Here is a 25,731-nt window from a genome sequence, read left to right on the forward strand (position 1 = left end):
TATATTCAACAGTTCACGACTTCATTTTCAACCGAACTCGTGAAGAAGCTTATGACGACATAGTACAGCGGCTGGAGTGCAATTGTCAACCGAGGAATTCCGGAATGAGCAGCAATTCGTCACGGACCTCTATGTGCGCCTCGACCACCTGCGCGACCAGGCCGAACGTGCAGTGAAGGAAGCCCTGCGCGAGGTCGGGACCGGCTTTCAGGCACGGCTGGAGCGCGACGTCGTCGTCGCCGAACAGTCCAATCTTCTCTCCGCGCTGAATACGGGCGAGAACGGCCTGTGCTTCGGCCGCCTGGAGTTCTCCGACGGCCGCGACCACCACATCGGCCGCATCGGCATCCGCGCGGCCGACGCCGAGCGCACCCCTCTGGTCGTGGACTGGCGCGCGGACGTGGCCCGCCCCTTCTACCTCGCGACCGGCCACACTCCCATGGGATTGCGGCGCCGTCGGCACATCAGCAGCCGGGGCCGCCTGGTCACCGCGCTGCACGACGAGATCCTCGACCTGAGTGACGCGGAGCGGACCGGGCACGAGGGGGCCGACGCGGACGCCGTGCTGCTCGCCGCGCTGGACGCTGCCCGGACGGGCCGGATGCACGACATCGTGCGCACCATCCAGGCCGAACAGGACCGGGTGATCCGCTCCCCGCACCGGGGGGTGCTCGTCGTCGAGGGCGGCCCCGGCACCGGCAAGACCGCGGTCGCCCTGCACCGCGCGGCCTACCTGCTCTACGCCCACCGCGAGCAGCTCGCCCGGCGCGGCGTACTGATCGTCGGGCCGGGTCCGGCCTTCCTCGGCTACATCGGCGAGGTGCTCCCGGCGCTGGGCGAGACGGGCGTCCTGCTCGCCACCCCGGGCGAGCTGTTCCCCGGTGTCCACGCGACCGGGACCGACCGCCCCGGGGCGGCCGCGGTCAAGGGCCGGGCCTCGATGGCGCACGTGCTGGCGAAGGTCGTCGCCGACCGGCAGCGCCTGCCGCAGACCGTGCCGCCGGGCACCGGCGAGGAGTACGACACGCTCCCCGAGGCCGCGCTGGAGATCGACCACGACGACTACGGCACGCTGCTGCTGGACCGCACGCTGGCGTACGAGGCGCGCGACCGGGCCCGGGCCACCGGACTGCCGCACAACCAGGCACGGCCCTCCTTCGCCTTCCGGATCATCGACGGGCTGACGGCGCAGCTCGCCGACCGGCTGGGGGCCGACCCGTACGGCGGGCCGAACCTCCTCGGCCCGGACGACGTCGCCCAGCTCGGCAAGGAGATCGCGACGAGCCCGGCCGTGCACGAGGCGATCGACTCGCTGTGGCCCGTGCTCACCGCCGAGCGGCTCGTCGCCGACTTCCTGGCGGAGCCCTCGCACCTGCCCCCGCACGAGGCGGAGCTGATCCGGCGCGGGCCTTCGGCGCGCCCCGACTGGACCCCGGCCGACGTGCCGCTGCTGGACGAGGCGGCGGAGCTGCTCGGCGAGGACGACAGCGTGCGGCGCGCCGTCGAGGAGCGGGAGCGCCGGCGGCGCGTGGCGTACGCGCAGGGGGTGCTGGACCTGTCACAGGGTTCGCAGTCCTACGAGTTCGAGGACGAGGAGAGCGAGTTCCTGGCGGCGCACGACCTCATCGACGCCGAGCGGATGGCCGAGCGCCAGGAGGAGGCCGACCACCGCAGCGCCGCCGAGCGGGCCGCGGCCGACCGCACCTGGGCCTTCGGCCACGTGATCGTGGACGAGGCGCAGGAGCTGTCGGAGATGGCATGGCGCCTGTTGATGCGCCGCTGCCCGACCCGGTCCATGACCCTGGTCGGCGATCCCGCCCAGACCGCCGACGAGGCGGGCTGCGGATCGTGGGAGCGGATCCTGGAGCCGTATGTGGGCGGCCGCTGGGAGCTGGTCCGGCTGGGGGTCAACTACCGTACGCCCGCGGAGATCATGGAGGTGGCGGCGGCCGTGCTGCGCTCCCGCGACCCCGGCTTCGAACCGCCCAGCTCGGTGCGGAGCACGGGCGTGCGGCCGTGGGTGCTGGCGGCCGGGGACGTGGCGCGGGCGGTCGGGGAGGCCGTCGCGCGGGAGGTGCCGGCCGAGGGGCGGCTCGCGGTCATCGCGCCGCGGGAGCTGCACCCCGCGCTGGCGGCCGTGCTGCCCGGCGTGCGGGCCGGTGCGGAGCCGGACCTGGGCCGGGAGGTCGTCCTGCTCGATCCGCGCCAGGCCAAGGGGCTGGAGTTCGACACGGTGATCGTGGCGGAGCCGGCCGGCCTCCAGCCCAGCGACCTGTACGTGGCGCTGACGCGGGCCACCCAGAGGCTCGGGGTGGTGCACAGCGCCGGGCGGCTTCCGGCGGGGCTGGGGCGGGCGGCGGACGGGCTGCTGCTCAGGCGGTGATGACGAGGGGCGCCCGCGGGTCGCTGTGCAGGGGGGCCGCGAGGGCGACGAGCGCGTGTTCCAGGTCGTGCAGGTGGGCCAGGGCCGGTTCCGCGGGGGCGGGGGCCGGCGCCGGCACGAAGGGCTGCGGCGTGCTCCTGGGGGTGGTGAGGGCTTCCACCGCCACCTCGACGCGTCGGCAGGCGGCGGCGAGCCGTGCGTCGTGGGAGGCCTGGGGGTCGGCGGCGACGGCGACCAGACCGCGCACCTGCCGCGCGCAGTCGTCGAGGAGCGCGAGGACCTGACGGGCGCGGGCCTTGCGGGCGCGCAGCGGGCTCAGCGGGTGCACGAGGGGCGCCAGGGCCGTCCGTACGCGGGCGAGCAGCAGTTCGAGCTCGGCGGCGTGCGGGGCGGGGTCGGCGTCGGGGTCCCCGGCGAGGCGGTCCCGGGAGGCCGCGGTGGCGGCGCGGACGCACGTCAGGGCGCGCTGGATCCAGGCTTCGTTGGCGGCGTGGGTGGTCACCGGGAGGACGGTCACGACGGCGAGGGCGGCGCCGAGCGCGCCGATGGCGGTCTCCTGGAAGCGCAGGAGCAGCAGTCCGGGGTGCAGGACGCCGAGGAGCCCGTAGAGCAGTCCGGCCATGACGGTGACGAAGAACATCATCCAGGAGTACGAGGGGGCGGCGGTGTAGAAGATCCCGAAGACGCAGACGGCGACGAGTGCGGCGGTGGGGAGGGGCGCGCCGTGCAGCGGTACGGCGATCAGCAGTCCGGCGGCGATGCCCGTGACGGTGCCCACGACCCGGCGGAAGCCCCGTACGAGGGTCTCGCCGCGGGAGGTGGTGTTGACGAAGATCCACCAGGCGGTGCCGACGGCCCAGTACCAGCGGTCCTCGGACAGGGCCTGGCCGATGGCGAGGGCGAAGGCGCAGGCCGCGGTGGCCTGGAAGGCCTGGCGGGTGGTGGGCCTGGCGAGGCCGGTGCCGGGCAGCCCGGGCGGGGCGGCGGCGGGCGGGGTGCGCCGCTCGATGGGCCACAGGGCGAACCGGACGGCCCCGGCGGCGAGGAGCGCCAGTGCGACGGCGGCGTAGAGCCCGGGCAGTTGTCCGGGCACGGCGTGCAGGAACTGCGTGACGAAGAACATCATGAAGCCGAAGACCCCGAGGGCGTGCCCGCGGGGTCCCCAGCGGCGGGCGTGGACCCCGGCGAACACGACGGCGAGGAAGGCGGCGTCCCGCGCGAGCGGGACCCCGTGCAGGGTGGTGGCCAGGGCCAGTACCGGGAAGCCGGCGACGGGCAGCAGGGCGGTGGTGACGCGCTGGGCGGGCAGGCTCGCGTCCAGCACGGTGAACAGGGCGAGCAGGGCCGCCAGTCCCCCGGTGATCGATGCGGTCCGGGAGAGCCCGCACAGCTCGGCGAGGGCCACGGCGGCGGCGACGCCGACGACGGCACGGGCCGAGTTCCTCAGTCTCATGCGCCCAGGGTCCGGAGCTACGAACATCTTCTTCACGGCGGTGTGCCGCCCCCCTTGCAGTGGTGCGCGCCGGCCCGGCGGCCGCCCGGGGGTGGTGGGTGGCAGGCGGGCACGGCGAAGGCGCCGCGGGGTCCGGTTCCGGCTCCGTCGCCGGCCGGCGCTGCGCGGCGCCGTAAGTACATGGATGTGCCACAGATAAGCATCCGGGGACCCACTGGCTCAACTGGCGTCCGGAGTACTGGTCCATTGGCACAGTGATGTATCCGGATCTTCGGCCACCGGGAGGCCATCGGACCACCCCCGCCACGGTCGCCGCCCAGGGCGCCGCTCCGGTCGCCGCTACGACGCCGTGCCGCTCTCGGTCGGGACGCACAGCACCGGGATCCGCGAGAGATGCAGCAGCTTGTGCGGGGTGGAGCCGAGCAGGGCGCCGCGGATCGGGCTGTCGCCCCAGGTGCCGACGATGATCACGCGTGCCCGGTGGCGGTGGGCGGCGTCGAGCAGGGCCTGCGGGGGTTTCTCGTCGACCACCTCGACGGTCGAGGGCACGCCGGCTTCGTCGGCGGCCTCGACGGCGCGGGCGAGGGCGCTGCGGCCCGCCTGGAGGACGGCCTGGCGGTGGGCCCGGTACTCCTCTCCGGCGGGGCCGGGGGCCGCCGCGCCGTAGACGAGGACGAGGGGTTCGCCGAAGGCGGCGGCGACCTCCAGCGCCACCCGCAGGGCCCGTTCGGCGCCGGGCGACTCGTCGTAGCCGAGGACCACTGACATCCGCAAGCCTCCTCAGCTCTTCCCGCCGTGGACGAGGCCGGGGTCGGCCACTGTGCGCCGCTCCTGCCAGAACGTGCCGTCCCGCAGCCGCCAGTAGGACATGACCAGGACGCCGGCGACGGCGATGGCGATGCCGATGACCAGCGGCGGGCCCAGTCCGAACCAGGAGATGCCGCCGGCCGAGTTCGCCGGATCCGCCATGTCGCCGACCGACTCCACCAGCAGCCAGGTCAGCAGCCCGGCGCCGAGCACCGGGCCGAGGCCGATGAGCAGGAAGTTGTGCAGGCTCTCCAGCAGGTGGCGGCGGTAGTAGACGGCGCAGGCCAGTCCGGTGAGCGCGTAGTAGAAGGCGATGAGCAGGGAGAGCGCGGTCAGCGAGTCGAGCAGCGCGTTCTCGCTGATCTGGTTGACGACGAGGTACCAGCCGATCGCAATGCCGGCCACCCACCAGGTGCTCACGTCGGGGGTCCGGAACCGCGGGTGGATGTGCGCGAGGGTGGGCGGCAGCGCGTGGCGGCGGGCCATCGACAGGGCCGTGCGGGAGGCGGGGATGATCGTGGTCTGGGTGGAGGCGAGGGCGGAGGTGCAGACCGCCAGCAGCACCACCCAGTCCCAGCCGCCCATCACCTCGTGGGCGAGGACGGCGAAGACGGCCTCCTCCTGGTTCGCGTTCTCGGCGAGGAAGGCGGTGCCCGCGTACGCGACGACGGCGAAACCGACGGACAGGTAGGTCACCAGCAGCACCACGGTCGACCAGATGCCGGCCTTGCCGGGCGCCGTGGCGGAGTTCTCGACCTCCTCGGTGAGGTTGACCGCGGACTCCCAGCCCCAGTAGATGAACACGCCGAGCAGCAGCCCGCCGGTGAGGGCCGCCCCGCCGGCGCCGAAGGGGTTGAGCCAGCCGACGGACGGCTCGATCGCGTCGAGCGTGCTGGTACCGGCGTAGACGCGGTAGAGGGCGACGACCGCGAAGGTCAGGAGGAAGAAGACCTGGGCGAGGATGAGGATGTCCTGGAGGTGGGCCGACAGCTCGGTGCCGATGACGCAGACAGCGGTCATGGCGAGGATGACGGCGACGGCGAGGGACTGGCGGATGACGTCGTTGGTGGCCCAGCCGTCGAGCCCGGCGGCGAGCAGGCCGAAGTGGACCGCGACGTCCGCCAGCGAGCCGATGACGAGGACGCCGGTCATCGTGATCGCCCAGCCGCCGAGCCAGCCCGCCCAGGGGCCCATGGCCCGCGTGACCCAGGAGAAGGTCGTGCCGCAGTCCTGGTCGACCTTGTTGAGGTAGTAGAACGCGGCGGCGATCAGCAGCATCGGTACGAAGGAGGCCAGCATCACGCCCGGTGCGTAGACGCCGGCCAGGGCCACGATCGGGCCGAGGACAGCGGCCAGGGAGTAGGCGGGGGACGTCGAGTTCAGGCCGATGACGAGCGCGTCGAGGAAGCCGATCGCGTCGGCTTGCAGGCCCACGCCGGACTGCGGGCCGCAGACCGCGCCGGAGTTCGCGGCCGGGCCCGCGGCCGGCGCTCCGCCGCCGCGTGTGCCGCCGCCGCCGAGCAGGTCACCGCGTCCACCGCTGCCCGCCCGGTCCGTGCCGTTCACACCGCTCGCGCCGCTCGCGCCGTCGGCACCGTTCGTACCGGCGACCGGGCCGTCGCCGGCGTCCGCGCCGCCCGTCCCGCCCTCACGCTCGTCCGCCATGTACGCATCGTCACCCGCCCCGTGCCGCCGCGCGAGGCGGAAGACCTCAAGGGGTGTCCCGCCGACGGGGCACGACCGGGCGGGCGCGGGCCGGCCGGATCGGCAAGATCCGAAAGGGACGGCCGGGCCCGTCCGATGGTCCGGGGTCTGGTTCTAGGGGCGGGTGTTCCAGCCCGCGACGACCGGGAGCCCGTGCTCCGTGGAGAGCCTGCTGACCGTGCCCGTCAGCAGCAGGAACAGCCGGCCGTCGGAAGGCTCCAGTCCCAGGTAGCGGGCGGTGAGCACGCGCAGGAAGTGGCCGTGCGCGACGACCACCGCGTCGCCCGAGTCCCCGCGCAGCACGGGGGCGAGCCGGGCGAGGACCCGGTCCGCGCGGGCCCCCACCTGGGCCGCGCTCTCCCCGGGGTGCTCCGCGTCGCCGGGCGGTACCCCGTCGGTCCACAGGGACCACTCCGGGGTCGTGCGGCGGATCTCGGCGGTGGTGATGCCTTCGTAGCCGCCGTAGTCCCACTCGTACAGGTCGGGGTCGGTGACCCCGCCGGTGAGCCCGGCGAGTTCGGCCGTCGCGACGGCCCGGCGCAGCGGGCTGGTCAGCACCAGCGCCGGACGGCGGTCCCGGAAGAACGGCGCCAGCGAGATCGCCTCCTCGACGCCGCGCGGGGTCAGCGGCACGTCGGTGCGCCCGGTGTGCCGCCCGTTGGCGCTCCACGCCGTCTCGCCGTGTCTCACCAGCAGCAGGTCGCTCATCCCACGGACCCTATGCCCTGCGGCATGTCGGCGTCGAAGGGGCCCGGCGGGCGTGTCACTGTCGGGCCTCATGAAGCGGGGTACGGGTACAGGTACGGGTACGTGGCGGCCCCGGGTGTCGCCGACCGGGCTCATGCTCCTCCTGACCGCGGTCACCGGCCTCGTCGAGGCGGTGAGCCTGCTGGCGCTCGGGCCGGTGTTCACGGCGATGCAGACGGGAAACGTGCTGTTCCTGTCCTTCGGAGCCGCCCGCCAGGGGAGCCTGCCCACCCTGCCGTCCGCGGTCTCCCTCGCCGCCTTCGCCGCCGGTGCGGTGTGCGGAGCGCGGGCGGAATCCGCGGCGCAGGCCCGGGGCCTGCGCTGGGTGGGGGTCGGCCTGTACGCCGAGGCCGCGCTGATCCTCACCGCCGCCGCCACCGGGTGGGGACTGCCCCCGCGGTACGGCGGCCGCTCCGACGGACACCTCGTGGTGGCCGCGCTGCTGGCGGTGGCGATGGGCATCCGGAACGTCACGAGCATGCGGGTGAACGTGCCGGGGGTGCCGACCACCCTGGTCACGCGGTCCGTGACCGCTCTGATGGGCGGTTCGGTGCTCGGCCAGGACCACGCCTTCGGCTACGGCACGGCGGCGTGGGCGCGCCGGGCCGTGGCCGTTCTGATGATGTTCACGGGCGGTCTGTCGGGCGCCCTGCTGGTACGGGCCGGGTGGACGGTGGGCGAGCTGTTGCTGCCCGCCGCCGTGCTGGTCCTCGCGGTCGGCCTGGGCTACCGGCGCCTGCCGCTGCCCGGCACGCGGGAGGGAGTCCCGTAGGGGGTGTCCGCCGGTCGGGCCGGGCTCGCCGCCAGCGCCTCGATGAGCTCCAGGCCCGAGCGCAGGCCGAACAGCCGTTGTGTGCGCGGCTCCGGGGTACCGGGGCCCCAGCCCGGTCCCGCGAGCAGCAGCGCCGAGTGCCCGCGGGCCCCGCGCACGCCCCACTCGATGCCGGCCACCGACCGGGCGAGGGCCGGGTCCGCGGTCGTGCGGGACTGCGCCCACAGCACGACGGCCCGCGGGCCGGTGCGCCGTACGGCGTCGCGCAGGGCGTCGGCGGGCAGGGCGGCGCCGAACATCCTCACCGCCAGGCCCCGTTCGCCGAGGGCCGCGGCGAGCGCCTCGACGGGCAGGCTGTGCTGCTCGCCGGGCACGCACGCGAGGAGCAGCGGGGCGACGGTGGGGCCGCCCGGCCCGGGCGCGGGGCGGATGCGGCGCAGGGCCGAGGAGACGTGCCAGGAGAGCAGGTGCTCCACCTCGACGTAGCGCTCCCCCGACGAGGCCCATTTGCGGCCCACGGCGTGCAGGGTCGGCGCGATGACCTCCTCCCAGGCGGTCACCAGGCCGTGTTCGGCGAGGGCTGCGTCCAGCAGTTCCTCCACGGACGGCGCGTCCAGTCGTACGGCGGCCCGTGCCAGCCCCCGGCACTCCGGGCGGGCCTCCCCGAGGGGAAGGGAGTTGCGCCCGCCCGGGGCCCCGGCGCCCACCGGGGTGACGGGGCGGGCGGCCGGAGCCGCGTCCCGCGCGGCCCGCGCCGCGTCGGCCGGGGGTACGCCCTGCCCGGTCAGCCGGCACATGAGTTCCAGGAGGGCGATGTCCTGGGGGGTCCAGCGGCGGTGCCGGCCGTCCTCGCGGCGGGCGGGGCCGATCGCGTACCGGCGCTCCCAGGAGCGCAGCGTGGTCGGCGAGACCCCGAGGCGCCGGGCGACGGAGCCGGTGCTCAGCGCGGCGGCGGGGAGGTCCGGGGGCGGTTCGGGTCGCGGCTGGGGCTGCACGTGCTCACGATACGACGGGCCGCCCGCGGGGAGCGGCGGCCCGGTCGGGGGCCCGGGCAGCCCGACGGGGGTCGCCCCTGCGGTCGCCGGGCCGGCGGCGCCCGCAGCCGAGCCGCTCCCCCGTCGGGGGCGGTCAGGCGCTCCCCCGTCCCCGCCGGAAGCGGTCGAGTCCCTCCGACAGTTCCACCACCGGGTCCGGGTAGTCGTACCGTGCGCGCTCCGCCGCCGGCAGCCGCCACGGCTCGTGCACGCGCGGGGCGGCCAGCCCGGCGAGTTCCGGGACCCAGCGGTGGACGTAGCGGCCTTCGGGGTCGTAGCGCAGGCCCTGCCGGACGGGGTTGAGCACGCGGTTGGGGCGGGTGTCGGTGCCGGTACCCGCGACCCACTGCCAGTTGAGCTGGTTGTTGGCGACGTCGCCGTCGACGAGGAGGTCCAGGAAGTGGCGGGCCCCGGTGCGCCAGTCGACGTAGAGGGTCTTGGTCAGGAAACTGGCAGCCAGCAGCCGGCCCCGGTTGTGCATCCATCCCTCGTGGCGCAGCTGGCGCATGGCGGCGTCGACGACGGGGTAGCCGGTGCGGCCCTCCTTCCATGCCTGCGTCTCCTCTTCGGCGTCGGCGCCGGTGCGCCAGTGGTCCTGGCGGTCGCGGTAGTCGCGGGCGGCCGCCTGGGGGCGGGCGGCGAGCACCTGGCGGTGGAAGTCGCGCCAGCACAGCTGGCGGACGAAGGCCTCGGCGCCGGGGCCACCGGCGGCGCGGGCGCGCAGGACGGCCTCGGTGGGCGAGAGGGTGCCGAAGTGCAGGTGCGGGGAGAGCCGGGAGGTGGCGTCGCCGGCCAGGTCGTCGTGGGTGTCCTCGTAGCGGGTGATGCCGGAGCGCAGCCAGTTCGCCAGGAGGGCGCGGGCCTCGCGCTCGCCGCCCCGGGCGAGGGCCGGGGAGACGCCGCTGAGGGAGCCGCGCCCGGGCAGGGGTTCGGAGCCGATGCCGTCGGGGACCGGGACGGCGCGGGGGGCGGGCGCCACGTCCCGCGGGTGCAGGTCGGCCCAGCGGCGGAAGAAGGGGGTGAAGACGGCGAAGTGGTCGGAGCCGGCGGGCAGGAGGGCCCCGGGGGCGACGACGGTGACGACCGTGTCGTGGACGTGCAGCCGCCGGCCCTCGGCCTCCAGGGCGGCGCGCAGCCGTTCCTCGCGGGAGTGGGCGTAGGCGCTGACGTCGGCGGCCATGTGGACCTCGTCCGCGTCGGCCTCCCGGGCGAGGGCGCACACCTCGGCGACGACGTCACCGGAGCGCACCACGAGGCGGCCGCCGCGTGCGCGCAGCCCCTCGTCGAGGTCGGCGAGGCAGTCGGCGAGGAAGGCCTGCCGGTTGGGCGGGGCGAAACCGGCGGCCGCGACGGCGCGGTCGCGGACGAAGAGCGGGACCACCCGCTCGCGGGAGGCGAGGGCCGCGCCCAGCGGCGGGTGGTCGTGCAGGCGCAGGTCGGAGGTGTACAGGACGACCGCGACGTTCATGTCTTTCGCTCCCCGTCAGGGCTGGGCAGGGCGGCTCTCGTGGGGTACTTCGGCGGCGGGGGCGGATGCGGATGCGGGGTGCTCCAGGCGTTCGGCGGCCCGGGCGATGTTGCGGGCCATCCCGCCGAAGACCACGGCGTGGAAGGGGGACACGCTCCACCAGTAGAGGTGGCCGAGCAGTCCGCGCGGGTGGAAGAGCGCCCGCTGGCGGTAGCGCGCCCGCCCCGGGCCCGGGCCGGGGTCCGCGTACATCTCCAGCCACGCCAGGCCCGGCAGCCGCATTTCGGCTCGCAGGCGCAGCAGGCGGCCCGGTTCGATCTCCTCCACCCGCCAGAAGTCGAGGGAGTCGCCCACCCACAGGCGGGCCGCGTCCCGGCGGCCGCGGCGGATGCCGACTCCGCCGACGAGCCGGTCGAGCCAGCCGCGCACCGACCAGGCCAGGGGGAAGGAGTACCAGCCGTTCTCGCCGCCGATGCCCTCCACCACGCGCCACAGCGCGGCGGGCGAGGCTCCGACGTCGCGGGCCCGCCGGTCCTGGTAGAGGCTGCCGCCGGCCCAGTCGGGGTCGGTGGGCAGCGGGTCGCTGGGGGCGCCCGGCACGGAGGCGTTGGACCACCGTGTGGTCACCTCGGCCTCACGTACCCGCCGCAGGGCCAGGGTCAGGGCCTCGTCGAAGCGGATCGGTGCGCCGGGCGGATCGGGGACGTGGCGCGCGATGTCGTGCTCGGCGCAGACCACTTCGTGGCGCAGGGACTCCGCGAGCGGGCGGGCCAGTGCGCGCGGGACGGGGGTGACCAGGCCGATCCAGTGGCTGGACAGCCGGGGGGTGAGCATCGGGACGCGCAGGATGAGCCGTTTGCGCAGTTGGGCGACGACCGCGTAGCGGCGCATCATCTCCTCGTAGGTGAGGATGTCCGGGCCGCCGATGTCGAAGGCGCGGTCGACCTCGGGCGGCATGGTGGCGCTTCCGACGAGGTAGCGCAGGACGTCGCGGACGGCGATGGGCTGGCAGCGGGTGCCGACCCAGCTCGGGGTCACCATGACGGGCAGGCGTTCGGTGAGGTAGCGCAGCATCTCGAAGGAGGCCGAGCCGGAGCCGATGATGACGGCGGCGCGCAGGACGGTGGCCGGGACGGGACCGGCGAGGAGGATGTCGCCGACCTCGGCGCGGGAGCGCAGGTGCGGGGAGAGTTCGTGGACGGGGATGCCGACGGGGGTGAGTCCGCCGAGGTAGACGATGCGGCGGACTCCGGCCGCGTGGGCCTGCTCGGCGAAGATCCGTGCGGCGTCGCGGTCGCGCTGCTCGAATCCGGAGCCCCCGCCGAGGGCGTGCACGAGGTAGTAGGCGACGTCGATGCCCTGCATGGCCGCGGCCACGGACCGCGGGTCGGTGGCGTCGCCGCGCACGGTCTCGGCCTGCCCGGCCCACGGGTGGTCGCGCAGTTTCTCCGGTGAGCGGGCCAGGCAGCGGACGTGGTGACCGGCGTCGAGCAGTTCGGGCACCAGGCGCCCGCCGATGTAGCCGGTGGCACCTGTGACCAGGCAGTTCAGGCCTGTCATGGCTGTCTCCGCTCCTTGTGGGCCGTAGGGGTCGCGCGCCGTCCCCTACGGACTTCCGCGCGGCCGCTCGGATCGGATGCGCGCCGTCGGCCGGTCCGGCGCGTCCGGACGACGTCTTCCGGACGAAGCCGGCCGGACGACGTCTTCCGGACGAAGCCGGCCGGAACACGTCGGACCCCGCCAGAACACAGTCACACCTCGCACCCGGGAGTGCCACGCAGCCGCCCCCGCGAGCCACCCTCCCGGTGATCCGTCCTCCTGCCCGAGGCCGCCCGGCCGCGGGCGCACTCCTGGGTCCCTGCGCCGCCGGAAAGCCCGGCGGGCAGAAGGAGCGGGACGGCTGAAGCCCAGCGGCAGCAGCCGCGCGCCGGGAACACTGCCGCCGCGCGATCGGGCGGGATCCGGATGAACTGGGCCATTGGTACAGTCACGGCATGGCGGTGGACGAGCTCGACACCAGAATCCTGCGCCTGCTGATCGAGCAGCCGCGCACCAGTGTCCGCGAGTACGCCCGGCTGCTCGGCGTCGCCCGCGGCACGCTCCAGGCCCGACTGGACCGGCTGGAGCGCACCGGGGTGATCACCGGGACGGGGCCCGTGCTCTCGCCGGCGGCGCTGGGGCATCCGGTGCTGGCGTTCGTGCACATCGAGGTCACGCAGGGGCACCTGGACGACGTGGGGGACGCCCTCGCGGCCGTACCGGAGATCATCGAGGCCTTCTCCATCACCGGCGGCGGCGACCTGCTGACCCGGGTCGCCGCCCGGGACAACGCGCACCTGGAGGACGTGATCCAGCGGCTGATCCAGCTGCCGGGAGTGGTCCGCACCCGCACCGAGGTGGCGTTGAGGGAGCGGGTGGCGCACCGGCTGCTGCCCCTGGTGGAATCGGTCGGACGGGCCGCCCGCAAAGCCTGACGCGAGGGCGTGGACGGGAGCAGGACGGGCCCGCCGGCTGGGCACGGGCCCCCGTGGACTGCGTGGTGGTCGAGGACGCGGTTGCCGGGCGCGCGGGCGGCGGGCATGGCCCGCGTGGCGCTGCCGTTCGGCATCCGGCTGCACACGATCTCCCGGGATTCGGCCAAGGCGGCGTGGGGCGCGGCGGACCGGCTGCTGGCCGATCTGGGCGACGCGGACATCGCCCGGGCGCAGGCGCTGCTGGGCGCGAGCGAGTCGGTGGGGCAGCAGCGGATGCCGGCCCTGCACGGCGGATCGCGGGACGGGCTGGAGATCTCGCCGAACCTATGGGCGGGGGCGGGCCTGGTGCGTGGTGGAGCGGGGACCGCGCTGGTCGGCAGCCACGGTGACGTGGCGGACCGGATCGAGGGGTACCACGCGCTCGGGATCGACAATTTCGTCCTGTCGGGCTACCCGCACCTGGCTGGGGCGTACTGGTTCGGCGAGGGGGTGACGCCGGAGCCGGCGGCGCGCGGCCTGCTCGCGCCGTGACCGGACGGCGGGGAAGATCCCACCGTCCCCGCCGGTTGGTAGAGCCGTGAACGAGATGGCGTGGAACACGGGCACGGGCACAGATACAAGTACAGGTGCAGGTACAGCGGCCGGCGTCGACACGGGCCCGGGCGCGGCGGCGGGCACGGACGTGGACGTGGTGGTCATCGGCGCCGGGCAGGCGGGCCTGTCCAGCGCCTACCACCTCGCCCGGGCGGGGATCGGCCACGTGGTCCTCGACCATGCGCCGCGCCCCGGCGGGGCCTGGCAGTTCCGCTGGCCCTCGCTCACCTACGGCAAGGTCCACGGCATGCACTCGCTGCCCGGCATGGAGCTGGCCGGTGCGGACCCGCTGCGGCCCTCCTCCGAGGTGATCGGCGAGTACTTCGGCGCCTACGAGGGACGCTTCGGCCTGCGCGTGCGACGGCCGGTGGACGTGTCGGCCGTCCGCGAGGGAGCGGACGGAAGGCTGCTGGCCGAGTCCTCCGCCGGGACCTGGTCGGCGCGGGCCCTCATCAACGCCACCGGCACCTGGGACCGGCCCTTCTGGCCGCGTTACGCCGGCCAGGAGACCTTCCGCGGCCGCCAGCTGCACACCGCGGACTACCCGGGGCCGCAGGAGTTCGCCGGGGCCCGGGTGATCGTGGTGGGCGGCGGCACCTCCGCGGTACAACACCTGCTGGAGATCTCCCGGGTAGCGGCCGAGACCACCTGGGTGACGCGGCGCCCGCCGGTCTTTCGCGACGGCTTCGGCGAGGCCGAGGGCCGGGCCGCGGTGGCTCTGGTGGACGAGCGGGTGCGCCGGGGGCTGGCGCCGCAGAGCGTGGTCAGCGTGACGGGGCTGCCCCTGAACGAGGCCGTCCGGGCCGGACTGGAGTCGGGAGTACTGGAGCGCCGCCCCGTGTTCGCCCGCATCACGCCCACGGGGGCCGTCTGGGCGGACGGGAGCCGGGTGGACGCCGACGTCATCCTGTGGGCCACCGGCTTTCGCGCGGCCGTCGACCACCTGTCCCCGCTCCATCTGCGCGAGCCGGGCGGCGGCATCCGGGTCGAGGGGACCAGGGCCGTCCGCGACGAGCGGGTCCACCTGGTCGGTTACGGTCCGTCGGCTTCGACCATCGGGGCCAACCGGGCGGGCGGCGCCGCGGTCCGTGAGATCCGGCGGCTGCTCGCCCGCGAGCGGGTGGGTGGGCCGGCGGCCTGACCGGCTGCCGCGCCGTCTCCGGCTGCTCTGCCGCCCCCTTCCGGCGTCCGGCCCGTGTGGCCGCCACATGCGCCCGTCTTGTGCTCCGGTCACATGTGCGCCGGAGCGAGCTCCGCCTCCGGGGCCGGCTTCGCCGCCGGCTCCGGCGCCGACGCAGCATCCCGGTCCCGGCGGACCAGGGCCGCGTACCGGCCGTCCGCTCGCAGGAGTTCCTCGTGCGTACCGCGCTCGGCTATGCGGCCGGCGTCCAGGACCACGATCTGGTCGGCGTCGCGGACGGTGGACAGGCGGTGAGCGATGGTGATGGTGGTGCGGCCCTGGGAGAGGTTGTCGATGGCCTGCTGGACGGCGTGCTCGGTGCGCGTGTCCAGGGCACTGGTGGCTTCGTCGAGGATCAGCACCGGCGGGTCGCGCAGGATGGTGCGGGCTATCGCCAGCCGCTGCTTCTCGCCGCCGGAGAAGCGGTAGCCGCGCTCGCCGACCAGGGTGTCGTACCCGTCGGGCAGGGATTCGATGTGGTCGTGGATCTGGGCGGCGCGGGCCGCTTCGGTGATCTCCTCGTCCGTCGCGTCGGGTTTGGCGAAGCGCAGGTTGTCCGCGACGGAGGCGTGGAAGAGGTAGGTCTCCTGGGAGACCACGCCTATCGAACGGGCCAGGGAGTCGAAGTCGAGATCGCGCACGTCCACCCCGTCCAGGGCGACCCGCCCGCCGGTGACGTCGTAGAGCCGGGGCACGAGGTAGCTGAGGGTGCTCTTGCCGGAGCCGGTCGCGCCGACCACGGCGAGGGAGCCGCCGGCCGGGACGGTGAGGTCGATGCCGGTGAGGGTCGGGCCGCTCTTCGCGTCGTAGGCGAAGTCGACGCCCTCCAGCTGCACCTCCCCCTTGGCGCGGTCCAGGCGCACCGGGTCCTCGCGTTCGGTGATGTCCACCGGCAGGTCGAGGTACTCGAAGATGCGGGCGAAGAGCGCGAGCGAGGTCTGGATCTGCACACCGGTCGACAGCAGGCTCACGGCGGGCCGGAAGAGGCCCTGCTGGAGCGTGACGAAGGCGACGAGGGTGCCGACGGAGAGCGAGGGGGAGCCCGTCTGCAGGGCCATTCCCGCGGCCCAGTAGATGAGCGCGGGCATGGCGGCCATGACGATGCCGATCGTGGACATCCGCCAGCGCCCGGCCATGCTGGAGCGCACTTCGAGCCCGACGAGCTTCTCGGACTCCTCGGAGAAGGCGGCCGTGAGGGACTCGGAGCGGCCCATGGTGCGGCCCAGCAGGATGCCGCTGACCGACAGCGACTCGGTGACGGTCGCGGCCATGGCGGCCATCTGCTTCTGCCGCTGGGTGGTGATCTTCTTGCGCTCGCGGCCGACCCGCCGGCTGATCCACACGAAGACCGGCAGCAGGAACAGGGAGACGAGTGTCAGACGCCAGTCGAGCGCGAGCATGGCGACGACGGAGGCGATGACGGCCGTCAGGTTGGACACGAGGGAGGTCGCGGTCGAAGTGACCGTGGCCTGCATGCCGCCGATGTCATTGGCTATGCGGGACTGCACCTCTCCGGTGCGGGTCCGGGTGAAGAAGGCCAGCGGCATCCGCTGGAGCTGTGCGTAGACCGCGGTCCGCAGGTCGTGCATGACGCGCTGGCCCACCGTGGTGGAGATCAGGGTCTGGAGCACGCCGAACACGCTGGTGACCACGGCGGTCAGGATCATGCCGAGGGCGAGCAGGCTGAGCAGCCCCGTACGCCCCTGCGGGATCGCGACGTCCAGTATCTCCTTGAGCAGGAACGGCGAGGCGACACCGACCAGCGAGGAGGCTCCGACCAGCAGGCCGACGACCGCGAGCCGACCCCGGTAGGGCCGGAACAAGCCGACGATGCGGCGCAGCTCGCGCGGCTGCTCTGCCGGGGCGGGACGGCTGGGGTCGAGGGCTTCTTTCGATGGGGTCCACTTCGGTTCTTCGGGGCGCATGGGCCTCCTTCTGACGAGACTCGAATGAGCATAGCTCATTGTTACCTATGCTCACAATGAATCTGGTCCTGATATTGTTCCCAGTATGAGGACCCCTTCCGAGACCGACACCACAGACGGCGTGCTCGCCGAGCAGCTGCTGCGACTGACCCGTCGGCTCCACCGCATCCAGAAGCGCCATCTGGAGCCCCTCGGAATCACCCCGGCGCAGTCCCGGCTGCTGCGGCTGGTCGCGCATGACGAAGCCGGCCTACCGCCCCGGATGGCGGATCTGGCCGCCCGGCTGGAGGTCGTGCCGCGTGCCGTGACCACCCTGGTGGACGGCCTGGAGGCGGCCGACTGCGTGCGCCGCGTCCCCGACCCCGCGAACCGGCGCGCCATAAGGATCGAACTCACCGAAACCGGCCGCGCCACGCTGCGCCGTCTGCGCAACGCGCGGACCGACGCCGCGGAGGAGATCCTGGCTCCGCTGACCGCCGGACAGCGCGAGGTGCTCGGCGGACTGCTCAACACCCTCTCGGACGCGCCGGCGGAGCGCCACTGCTGAGGCCCCGCGCGGGCCCGCGATGCACCGCGGGCACGTACCGCGCGCACCGGAGGTGAGGGCCCGGACCGTCCATGCGCCTCTGTCGGCGAACCGCACGTGCGAGGCGGGCATGAGGCGGGCATGGACCGCGCGACCGGGCGGTCCTCCTGCTCGGTCCTGCTCGAACTGGAGCACGCCCCCGCCCCCGACGCGTCGTTCTGACCTGGCGCCAAGCCATCGCGGGGGGCCGCAAACCGTGCCGTGGCGGGCCCCGGGGGGCGGAAAACCGATTGCCCGGGCCTCGACCGGAAGGCGAACCTTGCACGGTTTGGACCACTCGACCAGTCATGGGGCGTCATGCAGATCAGCGATCTTCCGTATCCGGACCCCGGGGTACCAGACGCCCGTTCCGGACCCCGGTTCCTGCTGTGGCTGGGCCGTGGACAGCTCGGCGGCCAGCTCAAGAGCCTGGCCTGGGGGTTGCTGCACTTCTCCGGCATCGCGGGGCTGCCGTACGCGGTGGGGACGGGCGTGGAGGCGGTCGTCGACCACGACTCCACCCGCCTGCTGCTCGCCGGCGGGATGCTGGCGCTGCTGGGCGTCGCCGTCTCGCTGGGCGACGCCATGCTTCACCGGACCGCCGTCACCAACTGGATCACCGCCGCGGCGCGCGTGCAGCAGCTGCTGGCACGCAAGACGGCCGAGCTGGGCTCCGCTCTGACCCGCCGGGTCGCCGCGGGTGAGGTGGTCGCCGTGTCGACCGGTGACGTGGAGAAGATCGGCTGGTTCGTCGAGGCGGTGTCCCGCTTCCTCGCGGCGGCCTTCGCCGTCGTCCTCGTCTGCGTCGGGCTGCTCTTCTACGCCCCCGAGCTGGGCGCCGTCGTGGCGGTCGGCGTGCCGCTGGTCGCGCTGGCCGCGCTGCCGCTGCTGCCCCGCGCCACCCGGCGCGCCGACTTCCAGCGGGAGAAGGCCGGAAAAGCCACCGAGCTGGCCTCCGACACCGTCGCGGGCCTGCGGGTGCTGCGCGGGATCGGCGGCGAGGAGCTGTTCCTCGGCCGCTACCGGGAGGCTTCGCAGGAGGTTCGCAGGGCGGCCGTGCGCAGTGCCCGGATGTGGGCGCTGATCGCGGCGATCCAGGTGCTCCTGCCGGGTGCGCTGCTGATCACGGTGGTCTGGTACGGCGCCTCGCTCGTCGTGGACGGGCGGATCGCGGTGGGTGAACTCGTCGCGGCCTTCAGCGCGGTGGCCACCCTGCTCTACCCCCTGCGGCACTTCGAGGAGATCGCCATGGCGTACTCCTTCTCCCGGCCCTCCGCCAAGCGGGCCGCCCGGGTGCTGTCGCTGACGCGGACCGGCGCCCCCGAGCGGCCCGCGGGGGCAGCCGCCGCGCAGTCTCCGGCCGCGGGCGGGGACCTGTACGACCCGGAGACCGGGCTGCTGGCTCCCGCCGGCCGGCTCACCGCCGTGGTGTGCGGGGACCCGGACCTGGCGGGCCGGCTCGCCGAGCGCCTGGGCGGCCATCCCACCGACGAGGCCGCCGGCGGTCCTTCAGTGCTCCTGGGCGCGGTCGCGCTGGACGAGCTCGACCTGGACACCGCGCGCACGCTGGTCCTCGTACAGGACAAGGACCCGGTGCTGCTGTCCGGGACCCTGCGCGAGCTGCTGGCCGTGCCGTCCTCGGGCGCGGTCGCCGCCGGCGCGGCGCTGGCGGCGGCCCAGTGCGCCGACGTCCTGGACGCCCTGCTGCAGTCGGCGCCGGACGGCGTCGGCGACCCGATGGACGGGCGGATCACCGAACGCGGCCGGTCGCTGTCCGGCGGTCAGCGCCAGCGGCTCGCGCTGGCGCGGTCCCTGGTCACCGACCCGGAGGTGCTGGTACTGGACGAGCCGACCTCGGCGGTCGATTCGCACACCGAGGCGCGCATTGCGGAGGGGATCGCGGCCCTGCGGGCCGGGCGCACCACGGTGGTCCTGGCCTCCTCGCCGCTGCTGCTGGACCGCGCCGACCGGGTCGTCCTCGTCCACGGGGGCGCGGTGGCGGCGGTCGGCACGCACCGCGAGCTGTTGGGCGGCGAGCCGCTCTACCGGGCGGTGGTCACCCGTGAGACGCATGAGGAGGAGCGGCTCGGGGCGCTGGAACTGACGGAGCTGGACGAGGCACTCACAGAGATCGAGGAATCCGCATGATCGGCGTGGCGCCGCCGGAGTACGACCCGGCGGCCCCCCAGTCGGCCGCAACCCTGCCCGTGGGGACGTCGGCGACCGTACGGGGCTATGTGGGCGGCCTGTTCCGGCGCCACCGGCGGGCGTTCGCGCTCCTGGTGACCGTCAACTCCGTGGCGGTGATCGCCTCCATGGCCGGCCCGTACCTGCTGGGCCGGATCGTGGACGATCTCGCGGCGGGAGACCGCGATCCGGGCCTGGAGCGGATGGCGCTGCTGTTCGCGCTGGCGCTCGTCGTCCAGGCCCTCTTCGTCCGGCTGGTCCGGCTGCGCGGGGCGACGCTCGGCGAGGAGATGCTGGCCGACCTGCGCGAGGACTTCCTGGTGCGGTCCGTAGGACTGCCGCCGGGTGTGCTGGAGCGCGCCGGTACCGGTGACCTGCTGTCGCGCATCACCACCGACATCGACCGGCTGGCCAACGCCATGCGCGAGGCCGTGCCGCAGCTGGCCATCGGCGTGGTGTGGGCGGGGCTGCTGTTCGGGGCGCTCGCCGTGACCGCGCCGCCGCTGGCCCTGGCCTCGCTGGTGGCGCTGCCGGTGCTGGTGATCGGCTGCCGCTGGTACTTCCGGCGTGCACCGTCGGCGTACCGCTCGGAGTCGGCCGGCTACGCGGCCGTCGCTTCCGCGCTCACCGAGACGGTGGACGCGGGCCGCACCGTCGAGGCGCACCGCCTCGGGCAGGACCGGATCGCGCTGTCGGACGTCCGGATCAGGCAGTGGACGGCGTGGGAGCGGTACACGCTCTTCCTGCGGACGGTCCTGTTCCCCGTCGTCAACGTCACCTACGTGACGATCCTCGGCTCGGTGCTGATGATCGGCGGCTACTGCGTGATGCGGGACTGGATGTCGGTGGGGCAGCTGACCACGGGTGCGCTGCTGGCGCAGATGATGGTCGATCCGATCGGTCTGATCCTGCGCTGGTACGACGAGCTGCAGGTCGCCCAGGTCTCGCTGGCCCGGCTGGTGGGCGTACGGGAGATCGAACCGGACGCGGGGGACGCGGAGGTCGGGCCCGAGGGGCGGGACGTCCGGGCGCGGGAGGTGCGCTTCGGCTACCGGGAGGGCGTGGACGTCCTGCACCAGGTGTCGCTGTCGGTGCCTCCGGGCACCCGCATGGCGCTCGTCGGCCCCTCGGGCGCGGGGAAGTCCACGCTGGGGCGGCTGCTCGCGGGCATCTACGCGCCGCGGACGGGCGAGGTCACGCTCGGTGGGGCGCGGCTGTCGCAGATGCCGGCGGAGCGGGTGCGCGAGCACGTGGCGCTGGTCAACCAGGAACACCACGTCTTCGTGGGCTCGCTGCGGGACAACCTGCGGCTCGCCAGGACGGGCGCGGACGACGCGGAGCTGTGGTCGGCGCTGGGCGCGGTGGACGCGGACGGCTGGGCGCGTGCCCTGGAGTCCGGCCTGGACACGGAGGTCGGTTCGGGGGGCTCGGCGCTGACTCCCGCGCAGGCGCAGCAGATCGCGCTGGCCCGGCTGGTGCTGGCCGACCCGCACACGCTGGTGCTGGACGAGGCGACCTCGCTGCTGGATCCGCGGGCCGCACGGCACCTGGAGCGTTCGCTGGCCCGGGTGTTGGACGGGCGTACGGTCATCGCCATCGCCCACCGGCTGCACACCGCGCACGACGCGGATGTGATCGCGGTGGTGGAGGGCGGGCGGATCAGCGAACTCGGCTCGCACGACGAGCTGGTCGCCGCCGACGGCGCCTACGCGGCGCTGTGGCGGTCCTGGCACGGCTGAGCCGGGGGCGCGGCCTGGGCCGACCCCGGCCGCGCACGCACGGCAGGCCGGGGACGACCGCTAGTGCTGTGACCGGAAGAGTTTGCCGGGTCGCGGTGTCCGGTGCGGTGCATCGCAAGGCGGAGGGCCACGTCTCGTACTGGACGTACTTGCGTGGTCCGACAACACCGCGAGGTGCCGTGCCGGGCGCCGCGACCCGGTGAACCTTTCCGGCCACAGCACTAGAGGTATCCGAGGGCGGACGCACCGCCGAAGCCGCCCAGGAGCATGAACACCGGCATGAGGACTTTGAGCTCGACCCAGCTGCCGGCCCGGAAGCGCATCATCTTCGGCGGCCCGAGCGGGTACCAGCGCTTGCCGGCGATCGGGATCGGCCACAGGACCGGGCAGCCGGAGACGGTCAGGGCGTCGCCGATGTCGTGCACCAGGGCGCCGAGCAGGATCGGCAGGCCCAGCCAGAGGTATTCCTGCCCGGGCTCGGGGAACAGCCAGCCCGCGCCGTTGCCGGGCTGGTCGAGGACGCCCGCCAGGATCCACGCACTGGTCGCGCCGAGCAGCCAGACGAGGATGTCGCTGGACATCCGGGCGGCCCGCCACAGCAGGCCCTCGACGGCCAGCACCAGGTGGACGAAGAGGAGTGCGAGCACGCCCCAGCGGTCGGTGGTGACCGCGAGTGCGGAGGCGCCGCCGCCGATCGCGACGGCCCACGGCCAGGTGTGCGTCAGGGTGCGGTGTCCCCCGGTGCGGCGGGCGTCCTTCCGCGTGCGGGTGGCCTTGTAGACGGCGTAGGAGATCTTGTCGACGACCTCGCACACACCGCGGGAGAGCGGGCCGAAGGCGCGCGAGATCGTCGCCGACTTGTGGTCGAGGTCGGGGGCCAGGGCGGCTCCGGCGCAGATCAGCGCGCCGACGACGAGGACGGGCCACGGCATGGGGTGCCCGGTGGCCGCGGTCGCCGCGCCCACCCCCAGCCAGGCCGCTGCCCCCGAGAGTGAATGCGCCGGACCCATCATGGTCGTTCCCCGCCCCCGTGGTGTGGTGATGTGGTGTGCCGTCGGGCCCTGTTGACGTTCGCGTGCAGGGGGGTGCCGACGGCACAGGGTACCGTCGATGATCTTTCCTGCTTCCGCCGGTTCCCTCATCCGGGGGGAAGCCAGGCAAGATGGGGGGCGTGACCCTCATTGATCAGCTCCCGCCGAACGCCGACCCCGACGCCCTCTTCGAGGCTTTCTCCTCGTGGGCCGAGGACCAGGGCATCACCCTGTACCCGGCTCAGGAGGAGGCGCTGATCGAGGTCGTCTCCGGGGCGAACGTGATCCTTTCCACCCCGACCGGCTCCGGCAAGAGCCTGGTCGCCGCGGGCGCGCACTTCACCGCCCTCGCCCAGGACAAGGTCACCTTCTACACCGCCCCGATCAAGGCACTGGTGTCGGAGAAGTTCTTCGACTTGTGCAAGCTCTTCGGCACCGAGAACGTCGGCATGCTGACCGGCGACGCCTCGGTGAACGCGGACGCGCCGGTGATCTGCTGCACCGCCGAGGTGCTGGCCTCCATCGCCCTGCGTGACGGCAAGCACGCCGACATCGGCCAGGTCGTGATGGACGAGTTCCATTTCTATGCCGAGCCGGACCGCGGCTGGGCCTGGCAGATCCCGCTGCTGGAGCTGCCGCACGCGCAGTTCATCCTGATGTCGGCGACCCTCGGCGACATGAAGCGGTTCGAGGAGGACCTGACCCGGCGCACGGGCCGGCCCACGACGATGGTCCGCTCCGCGACCCGGCCCGTCCCGCTGTCGTATGAGTACGTCACCACCCCGATCACCGACACGATCACCGAGCTGCTGGAGACCCGGCAGGCCCCGGTGTACATCGTGCACTTCACCCAGGCGCAGGCGGTGGAGCGGGCGCAGTCGCTGATGAGCATCAACATGTGCACCCGCGAGGAGAAGGACAAGATCGCCGAGCTGATCGGGAACTTCCGCTTCACCACCAAGTTCGGCCAGAACCTCTCCCGCTACGTCCGCCACGGCATCGGCGTGCACCACGCGGGCATGCTGCCCAAGTACCGCCGCCTGGTGGAGAAGCTCGCCCAGGCCGGTCTGCTGAAGGTCATCTGCGGCACCGACACCCTGGGGGTCGGCGTCAACGTCCCGATCCGCACGGTGCTGTTCACGGCGCTGACCAAGTACGACGGCAACCGGGTCCGCACGCTGCGCGCCCGCGAGTTCCACCAGATCGCCGGCCGGGCGGGCCGCGCGGGCTTCGACACGGCGGGCTACGTGGTCGCCCAGGCCCCCGAGCACGTCATCGAGAACGAGAAGGCCCTGGCGAAGGCCGGCGACGATCCCAAGAAGCGCCGCAAGGTGGTCCGCAAGAAGGCCCCCGAGGGCTTCGTGGCCTGGTCGGACACCACCTTCGAAAAGCTCATCGCCGCCGATCCGGAGGCGCTCACCTCGCGCTTCAAGGTCACCAACATCATGCTGCTGTCGGTCATCGCCCGCCCGGGCGACGCCTTCCGGGCGATGCGCCACCTCCTGGAGGACAACCACGAGCCGCGCAAGGCGCAGCTGCGGCACATCCGCCGGGCCATCGCCATCTACCGCTCGCTGCTGGACGGGGGTGTGGTCGAGAAGCTCGACACCCCGGACGCGGAGGGCCGCACCATCCGGCTCACCGTCGACCTCCAGCAGGACTTCGCGCTCAACCAGCCGCTGTCCACCTTCGCTCTCGCCTCCTTCGACCTCCTCGACCCGGAGTCCCCCTCCTACGCGCTGGACATGGTCTCCGTCGTGGAGTCCACGCTGGACGACCCGCGCCAGATCCTGGCCGCCCAGCAGAACAAGGAGCGGGGCATCGCGGTCGGCGCGATGAAGGCCGACGGGATCGAGTACGAGGAGCGGATGGAACGGCTCCAGGACATCACCTATCCCAAGCCCCTCGAAGAGCTGCTGCTGCACGCCTATGACGTGTACTCCAAGAGCCACCCCTGGGTGCGCGACCACCCCGTCTCCCCCAAGTCGATCATCCGCGACATGTACGAACGCGCGATGACCTTCACCGAGTTCACCTCCTTCTACGAGCTGGCCCGCACCGAGGGCATCGTGCTGCGGTACCTGGCGAGCGCCTTCAAGGCGCTGGACCACACCATCCCCGACGACCTCAAGTCCGAGGACCTCCAGGACCTGATCGAATGGCTCGGGGAACTGGTCCGCCAGGTGGACTCCAGCCTGCTGGACGAGTGGGAGCAGCTGGCGAACCCGGAGGTGGAGACGGCGGAGCAGGCCCAGGAGAAGGCCGACCAGGTCAAGCCGGTCACCGCGAACGCGCGCGCCTTCCGCGTCCTGGTCCGCAACGCGATGTTCCGCCGGGTGGAGCTGGCGGCCCTCGACCACGTCAACGTCCTCGGGGAGCTGGACGCGGAGTCCGGCTGGGACGCCGACGCCTGGGGCGAGGCGATGGACGGCTACTGGGACGAGTACGACGACCTTGGCACGGGCCCCGACGCACGCGGCCCCAAACTGCTGCAGATCGAAGAGGACGCGGCGCACGGTCTGTGGCGCGTCCGCCAGACCTTCGCCGACCCCAACGGGGACCATGGCTGGGGCATCAGCGCCGAGGTCGACCTCGCGGCCTCCGACGAGGAGGGCCGAGCCGTCATCCGGGTCACCTCGGTCGGTGAACTCGGCGCGCTCTGACCGCCCCCGGCAGGCCACCGGCCTCGCCGGCTCCCGCTTCCCGCCGGCCCCGCCCGGACCCGACAGTGGAGAAACTCTGATGACGAACCCCGCCGAGAGACTCGTCGACCTGCTCGATCTGGAGCAGATCGAGGTCAACATCTTCCGCGGCGCCAGCCCCCAGGAGTCCCTCCAGCGCGTCTTCGGCGGCCAGGTCGCCGGGCAGGCGCTGGTGGCCGCCGGACGCACCACCGAGAGCGACCGCCCCGTCCACTCGCTGCACGCGTACTTCCTGCGCCCCGGCATCCCCGGGGTGCCGATCGTGTACCAGGTGGAGCGCGTGCGCGACGGGCGGTCCTTCACGACGCGCCGGGTCACCGCCGTCCAGCAAGGCAAGACGATCTTCAATCTCACCGCCTCCTTCCATCATCCGGAGGAGGGCGGCATCGAGCACCAGCTGCCTCCCCGACTCGACTTCCCCCACCCGGACACGCTCCCGAAGGTCGTGGACGAGATCCGCGAACACCTGGGCGCCCTGCCCGACGCGTTGGAGCGGATGGCCCGCCGCCAGCCCTTCGACATCCGGTACGTGGACCGGCTCCGCTGGACTCCCGAGGACCTCAAGGACGCGGATCCCCGCAGCGCCGTGTGGATGCGGGCGGTCGGCCCGCTGGGCGACGACCCGCTCGTGCACACCTGCGCCCTCACCTACGCCAGTGACATGACCCTCCTCGATGCCGTGCGCATCCCCGTGGAACCCCTGTGGGGGATGCGCGGTTTCGACATGGCGAGCCTGGACCACGCCATGTGGTTCCACCGGCCCTTCCGGGCCGACGAGTGGTTCCTGTACGACCAGGAGTCCCCCATCGCGCACGGCGGCCGGGGTCTGGCGCGGGGCCGCATCTACGACCTGGAGGGCAGGCTGCTGGTGTCGGTGGTCCAGGAGGGCCTCTTCCGCCCCTACCCGGCCGAGCCGCACCGGTCCGCCACGTCGGCCTGACCGGCAGAACGCCGCCCGGGACCGCC

Annotated in this window: 18 protein-coding genes and 1 pseudogene; 10 read left to right on the plus strand and 9 right to left on the minus strand. The window is 73.6% G+C overall.

The window, feature by feature from the left end; genetic code table 11:
- Positions 1–82 precede the first annotated feature (82 nt).
- A complete protein-coding gene (locus AMK16_RS22650; RefSeq protein WP_073918521.1) occupies positions 83–2,383 on the plus strand; it encodes a HelD family protein in 2,301 nt (766 codons plus the stop codon).
- Here the strand turns inward: AMK16_RS22650 and AMK16_RS22655 are convergent.
- The 4 genes from AMK16_RS22655 to AMK16_RS22670 all read right to left on the minus strand — a co-directional run bounded on the left by AMK16_RS22655 (position 2,373) and on the right by AMK16_RS22670 (position 7,055).
- A complete protein-coding gene (locus AMK16_RS22655) occupies positions 2,373–3,863 on the minus strand; it encodes an FUSC family protein (RefSeq protein ID WP_073918913.1) in 1,491 nt (496 codons plus the stop codon). The genes AMK16_RS22650 and AMK16_RS22655 overlap by 11 nt on opposite strands.
- Before the next feature lie 312 nt (positions 3,864–4,175).
- The gene (locus AMK16_RS22660) at positions 4,176–4,604 is read right to left on the minus strand and encodes a universal stress protein (RefSeq protein WP_073918522.1); all 429 of its coding nucleotides are present in this window, start codon (positions 4,602–4,604) and stop codon (positions 4,176–4,178) included.
- A gap of 12 nt (positions 4,605–4,616) precedes the next feature.
- Positions 4,617–6,308, minus strand: coding sequence for an APC family permease (locus AMK16_RS22665; RefSeq protein ID WP_242438843.1), 1,692 nt, complete (start codon positions 6,306–6,308; stop codon positions 4,617–4,619).
- Positions 6,309–6,461: 153 nt separating this feature from the next.
- On the minus strand, positions 6,462–7,055 hold the full coding sequence (locus tag AMK16_RS22670; protein ID WP_073918523.1) for a histidine phosphatase family protein: 594 nt from the start codon (positions 7,053–7,055) through the stop codon (positions 6,462–6,464).
- A gap of 133 nt (positions 7,056–7,188) precedes the next feature.
- On the opposite strand from AMK16_RS22670, the gene AMK16_RS22675 reads away from it, so the two are divergent.
- The gene (locus AMK16_RS22675; protein WP_073918917.1) at positions 7,189–7,866 is read left to right on the plus strand and encodes a YoaK family protein; all 678 of its coding nucleotides are present in this window, start codon (positions 7,189–7,191) and stop codon (positions 7,864–7,866) included.
- On the opposite strand, the gene AMK16_RS22680 is transcribed toward AMK16_RS22675, so the two are convergent.
- The 3 genes from AMK16_RS22680 to AMK16_RS22690 all read right to left on the minus strand — a co-directional run bounded on the left by AMK16_RS22680 (position 7,821) and on the right by AMK16_RS22690 (position 11,928).
- On the minus strand, positions 7,821–8,861 hold the full coding sequence (locus AMK16_RS22680) for a MerR family transcriptional regulator (protein WP_079191661.1): 1,041 nt from the start codon (positions 8,859–8,861) through the stop codon (positions 7,821–7,823). The genes AMK16_RS22675 and AMK16_RS22680 overlap by 46 nt on opposite strands.
- A gap of 133 nt (positions 8,862–8,994) precedes the next feature.
- Complete coding sequence (locus tag AMK16_RS22685) at positions 8,995–10,368, minus strand: cryptochrome/photolyase family protein (protein ID WP_073918524.1); 1,374 nt, start codon at positions 10,366–10,368, stop codon at positions 8,995–8,997.
- Between the two features lie 15 nt (positions 10,369–10,383).
- The gene (locus tag AMK16_RS22690; protein WP_073918525.1) at positions 10,384–11,928 is read right to left on the minus strand and encodes an SDR family oxidoreductase; all 1,545 of its coding nucleotides are present in this window, start codon (positions 11,926–11,928) and stop codon (positions 10,384–10,386) included.
- 434 nt (positions 11,929–12,362) lie between these two features.
- On the opposite strand from AMK16_RS22690, the gene AMK16_RS22695 reads away from it, so the two are divergent.
- From AMK16_RS22695 to AMK16_RS22705, 3 genes and pseudogenes are all read left to right on the plus strand, one after another.
- The gene (locus AMK16_RS22695) at positions 12,363–12,842 is read left to right on the plus strand and encodes an Lrp/AsnC family transcriptional regulator (RefSeq protein WP_073918526.1); all 480 of its coding nucleotides are present in this window, start codon (positions 12,363–12,365) and stop codon (positions 12,840–12,842) included.
- Positions 12,843–12,908: 66 nt separating this feature from the next.
- Positions 12,909–13,373 (plus strand): annotated as a pseudogene (locus AMK16_RS22700) (LLM class flavin-dependent oxidoreductase); the annotation flags it as partial.
- Positions 13,374–13,524: 151 nt separating this feature from the next.
- On the plus strand, positions 13,525–14,577 hold the full coding sequence (locus AMK16_RS22705; protein ID WP_073918527.1) for an FAD-dependent oxidoreductase: 1,053 nt from the start codon (positions 13,525–13,527) through the stop codon (positions 14,575–14,577).
- An 89-nt stretch (positions 14,578–14,666) separates the two neighbouring features.
- Here the strand turns inward: AMK16_RS22705 and AMK16_RS22710 are convergent, their stop codons facing one another.
- Positions 14,667–16,541 (minus strand): ABC transporter ATP-binding protein, encoded by a 1,875-nt coding sequence (locus AMK16_RS22710; protein WP_073918528.1) that lies wholly within the window; start codon positions 16,539–16,541, stop codon positions 14,667–14,669.
- An 85-nt stretch (positions 16,542–16,626) separates the two neighbouring features.
- Here AMK16_RS22710 and AMK16_RS22715 point away from each other — a divergent pair, with 85 nt between their 5' ends.
- The 3 genes from AMK16_RS22715 (at position 16,627) to AMK16_RS22725 (ending at position 21,032) form a co-directional block, all read left to right on the plus strand.
- Positions 16,627–17,088 (plus strand): MarR family winged helix-turn-helix transcriptional regulator, encoded by a 462-nt coding sequence (locus AMK16_RS22715; RefSeq protein ID WP_073918529.1) that lies wholly within the window; start codon positions 16,627–16,629, stop codon positions 17,086–17,088.
- Between the two features lie 336 nt (positions 17,089–17,424).
- Positions 17,425–19,254, plus strand: coding sequence for an ABC transporter transmembrane domain-containing protein (locus tag AMK16_RS22720; RefSeq protein WP_073918530.1), 1,830 nt, complete (start codon positions 17,425–17,427; stop codon positions 19,252–19,254).
- Positions 19,251–21,032, plus strand: a complete 1,782-nt coding sequence (locus AMK16_RS22725; protein ID WP_073918531.1) for an ABC transporter ATP-binding protein — start codon at positions 19,251–19,253, stop codon at positions 21,030–21,032. The genes AMK16_RS22720 and AMK16_RS22725 overlap by 4 nt, the downstream gene beginning before the upstream one ends.
- Positions 21,033–21,253: 221 nt before the next feature.
- On the opposite strand, the gene AMK16_RS22730 is transcribed toward AMK16_RS22725, so the two are convergent.
- Complete coding sequence (locus AMK16_RS22730; protein WP_073918532.1) at positions 21,254–22,045, minus strand: metal-dependent hydrolase; 792 nt, start codon at positions 22,043–22,045, stop codon at positions 21,254–21,256.
- 158 nt (positions 22,046–22,203) lie between these two features.
- Between AMK16_RS22730 and AMK16_RS22735 the strand changes: the two genes are divergently transcribed.
- Positions 22,204–24,726 carry a DEAD/DEAH box helicase gene (locus tag AMK16_RS22735; RefSeq protein WP_073918919.1) on the plus strand — a complete coding sequence of 841 codons (2,523 nt, stop codon included), beginning with the start codon at positions 22,204–22,206 and terminating at the stop codon, positions 24,724–24,726.
- A gap of 79 nt (positions 24,727–24,805) precedes the next feature.
- A complete protein-coding gene (locus tag AMK16_RS22740) occupies positions 24,806–25,705 on the plus strand; it encodes an acyl-CoA thioesterase (RefSeq protein ID WP_073918533.1) in 900 nt (299 codons plus the stop codon).
- Positions 25,706–25,731 lie beyond the last annotated feature (26 nt).

The organism is Streptomyces sp. CB00455 (genome assembly GCF_001905445.1).
Lineage (GTDB): Bacteria > Actinomycetota > Actinomycetes > Streptomycetales > Streptomycetaceae > Streptomyces.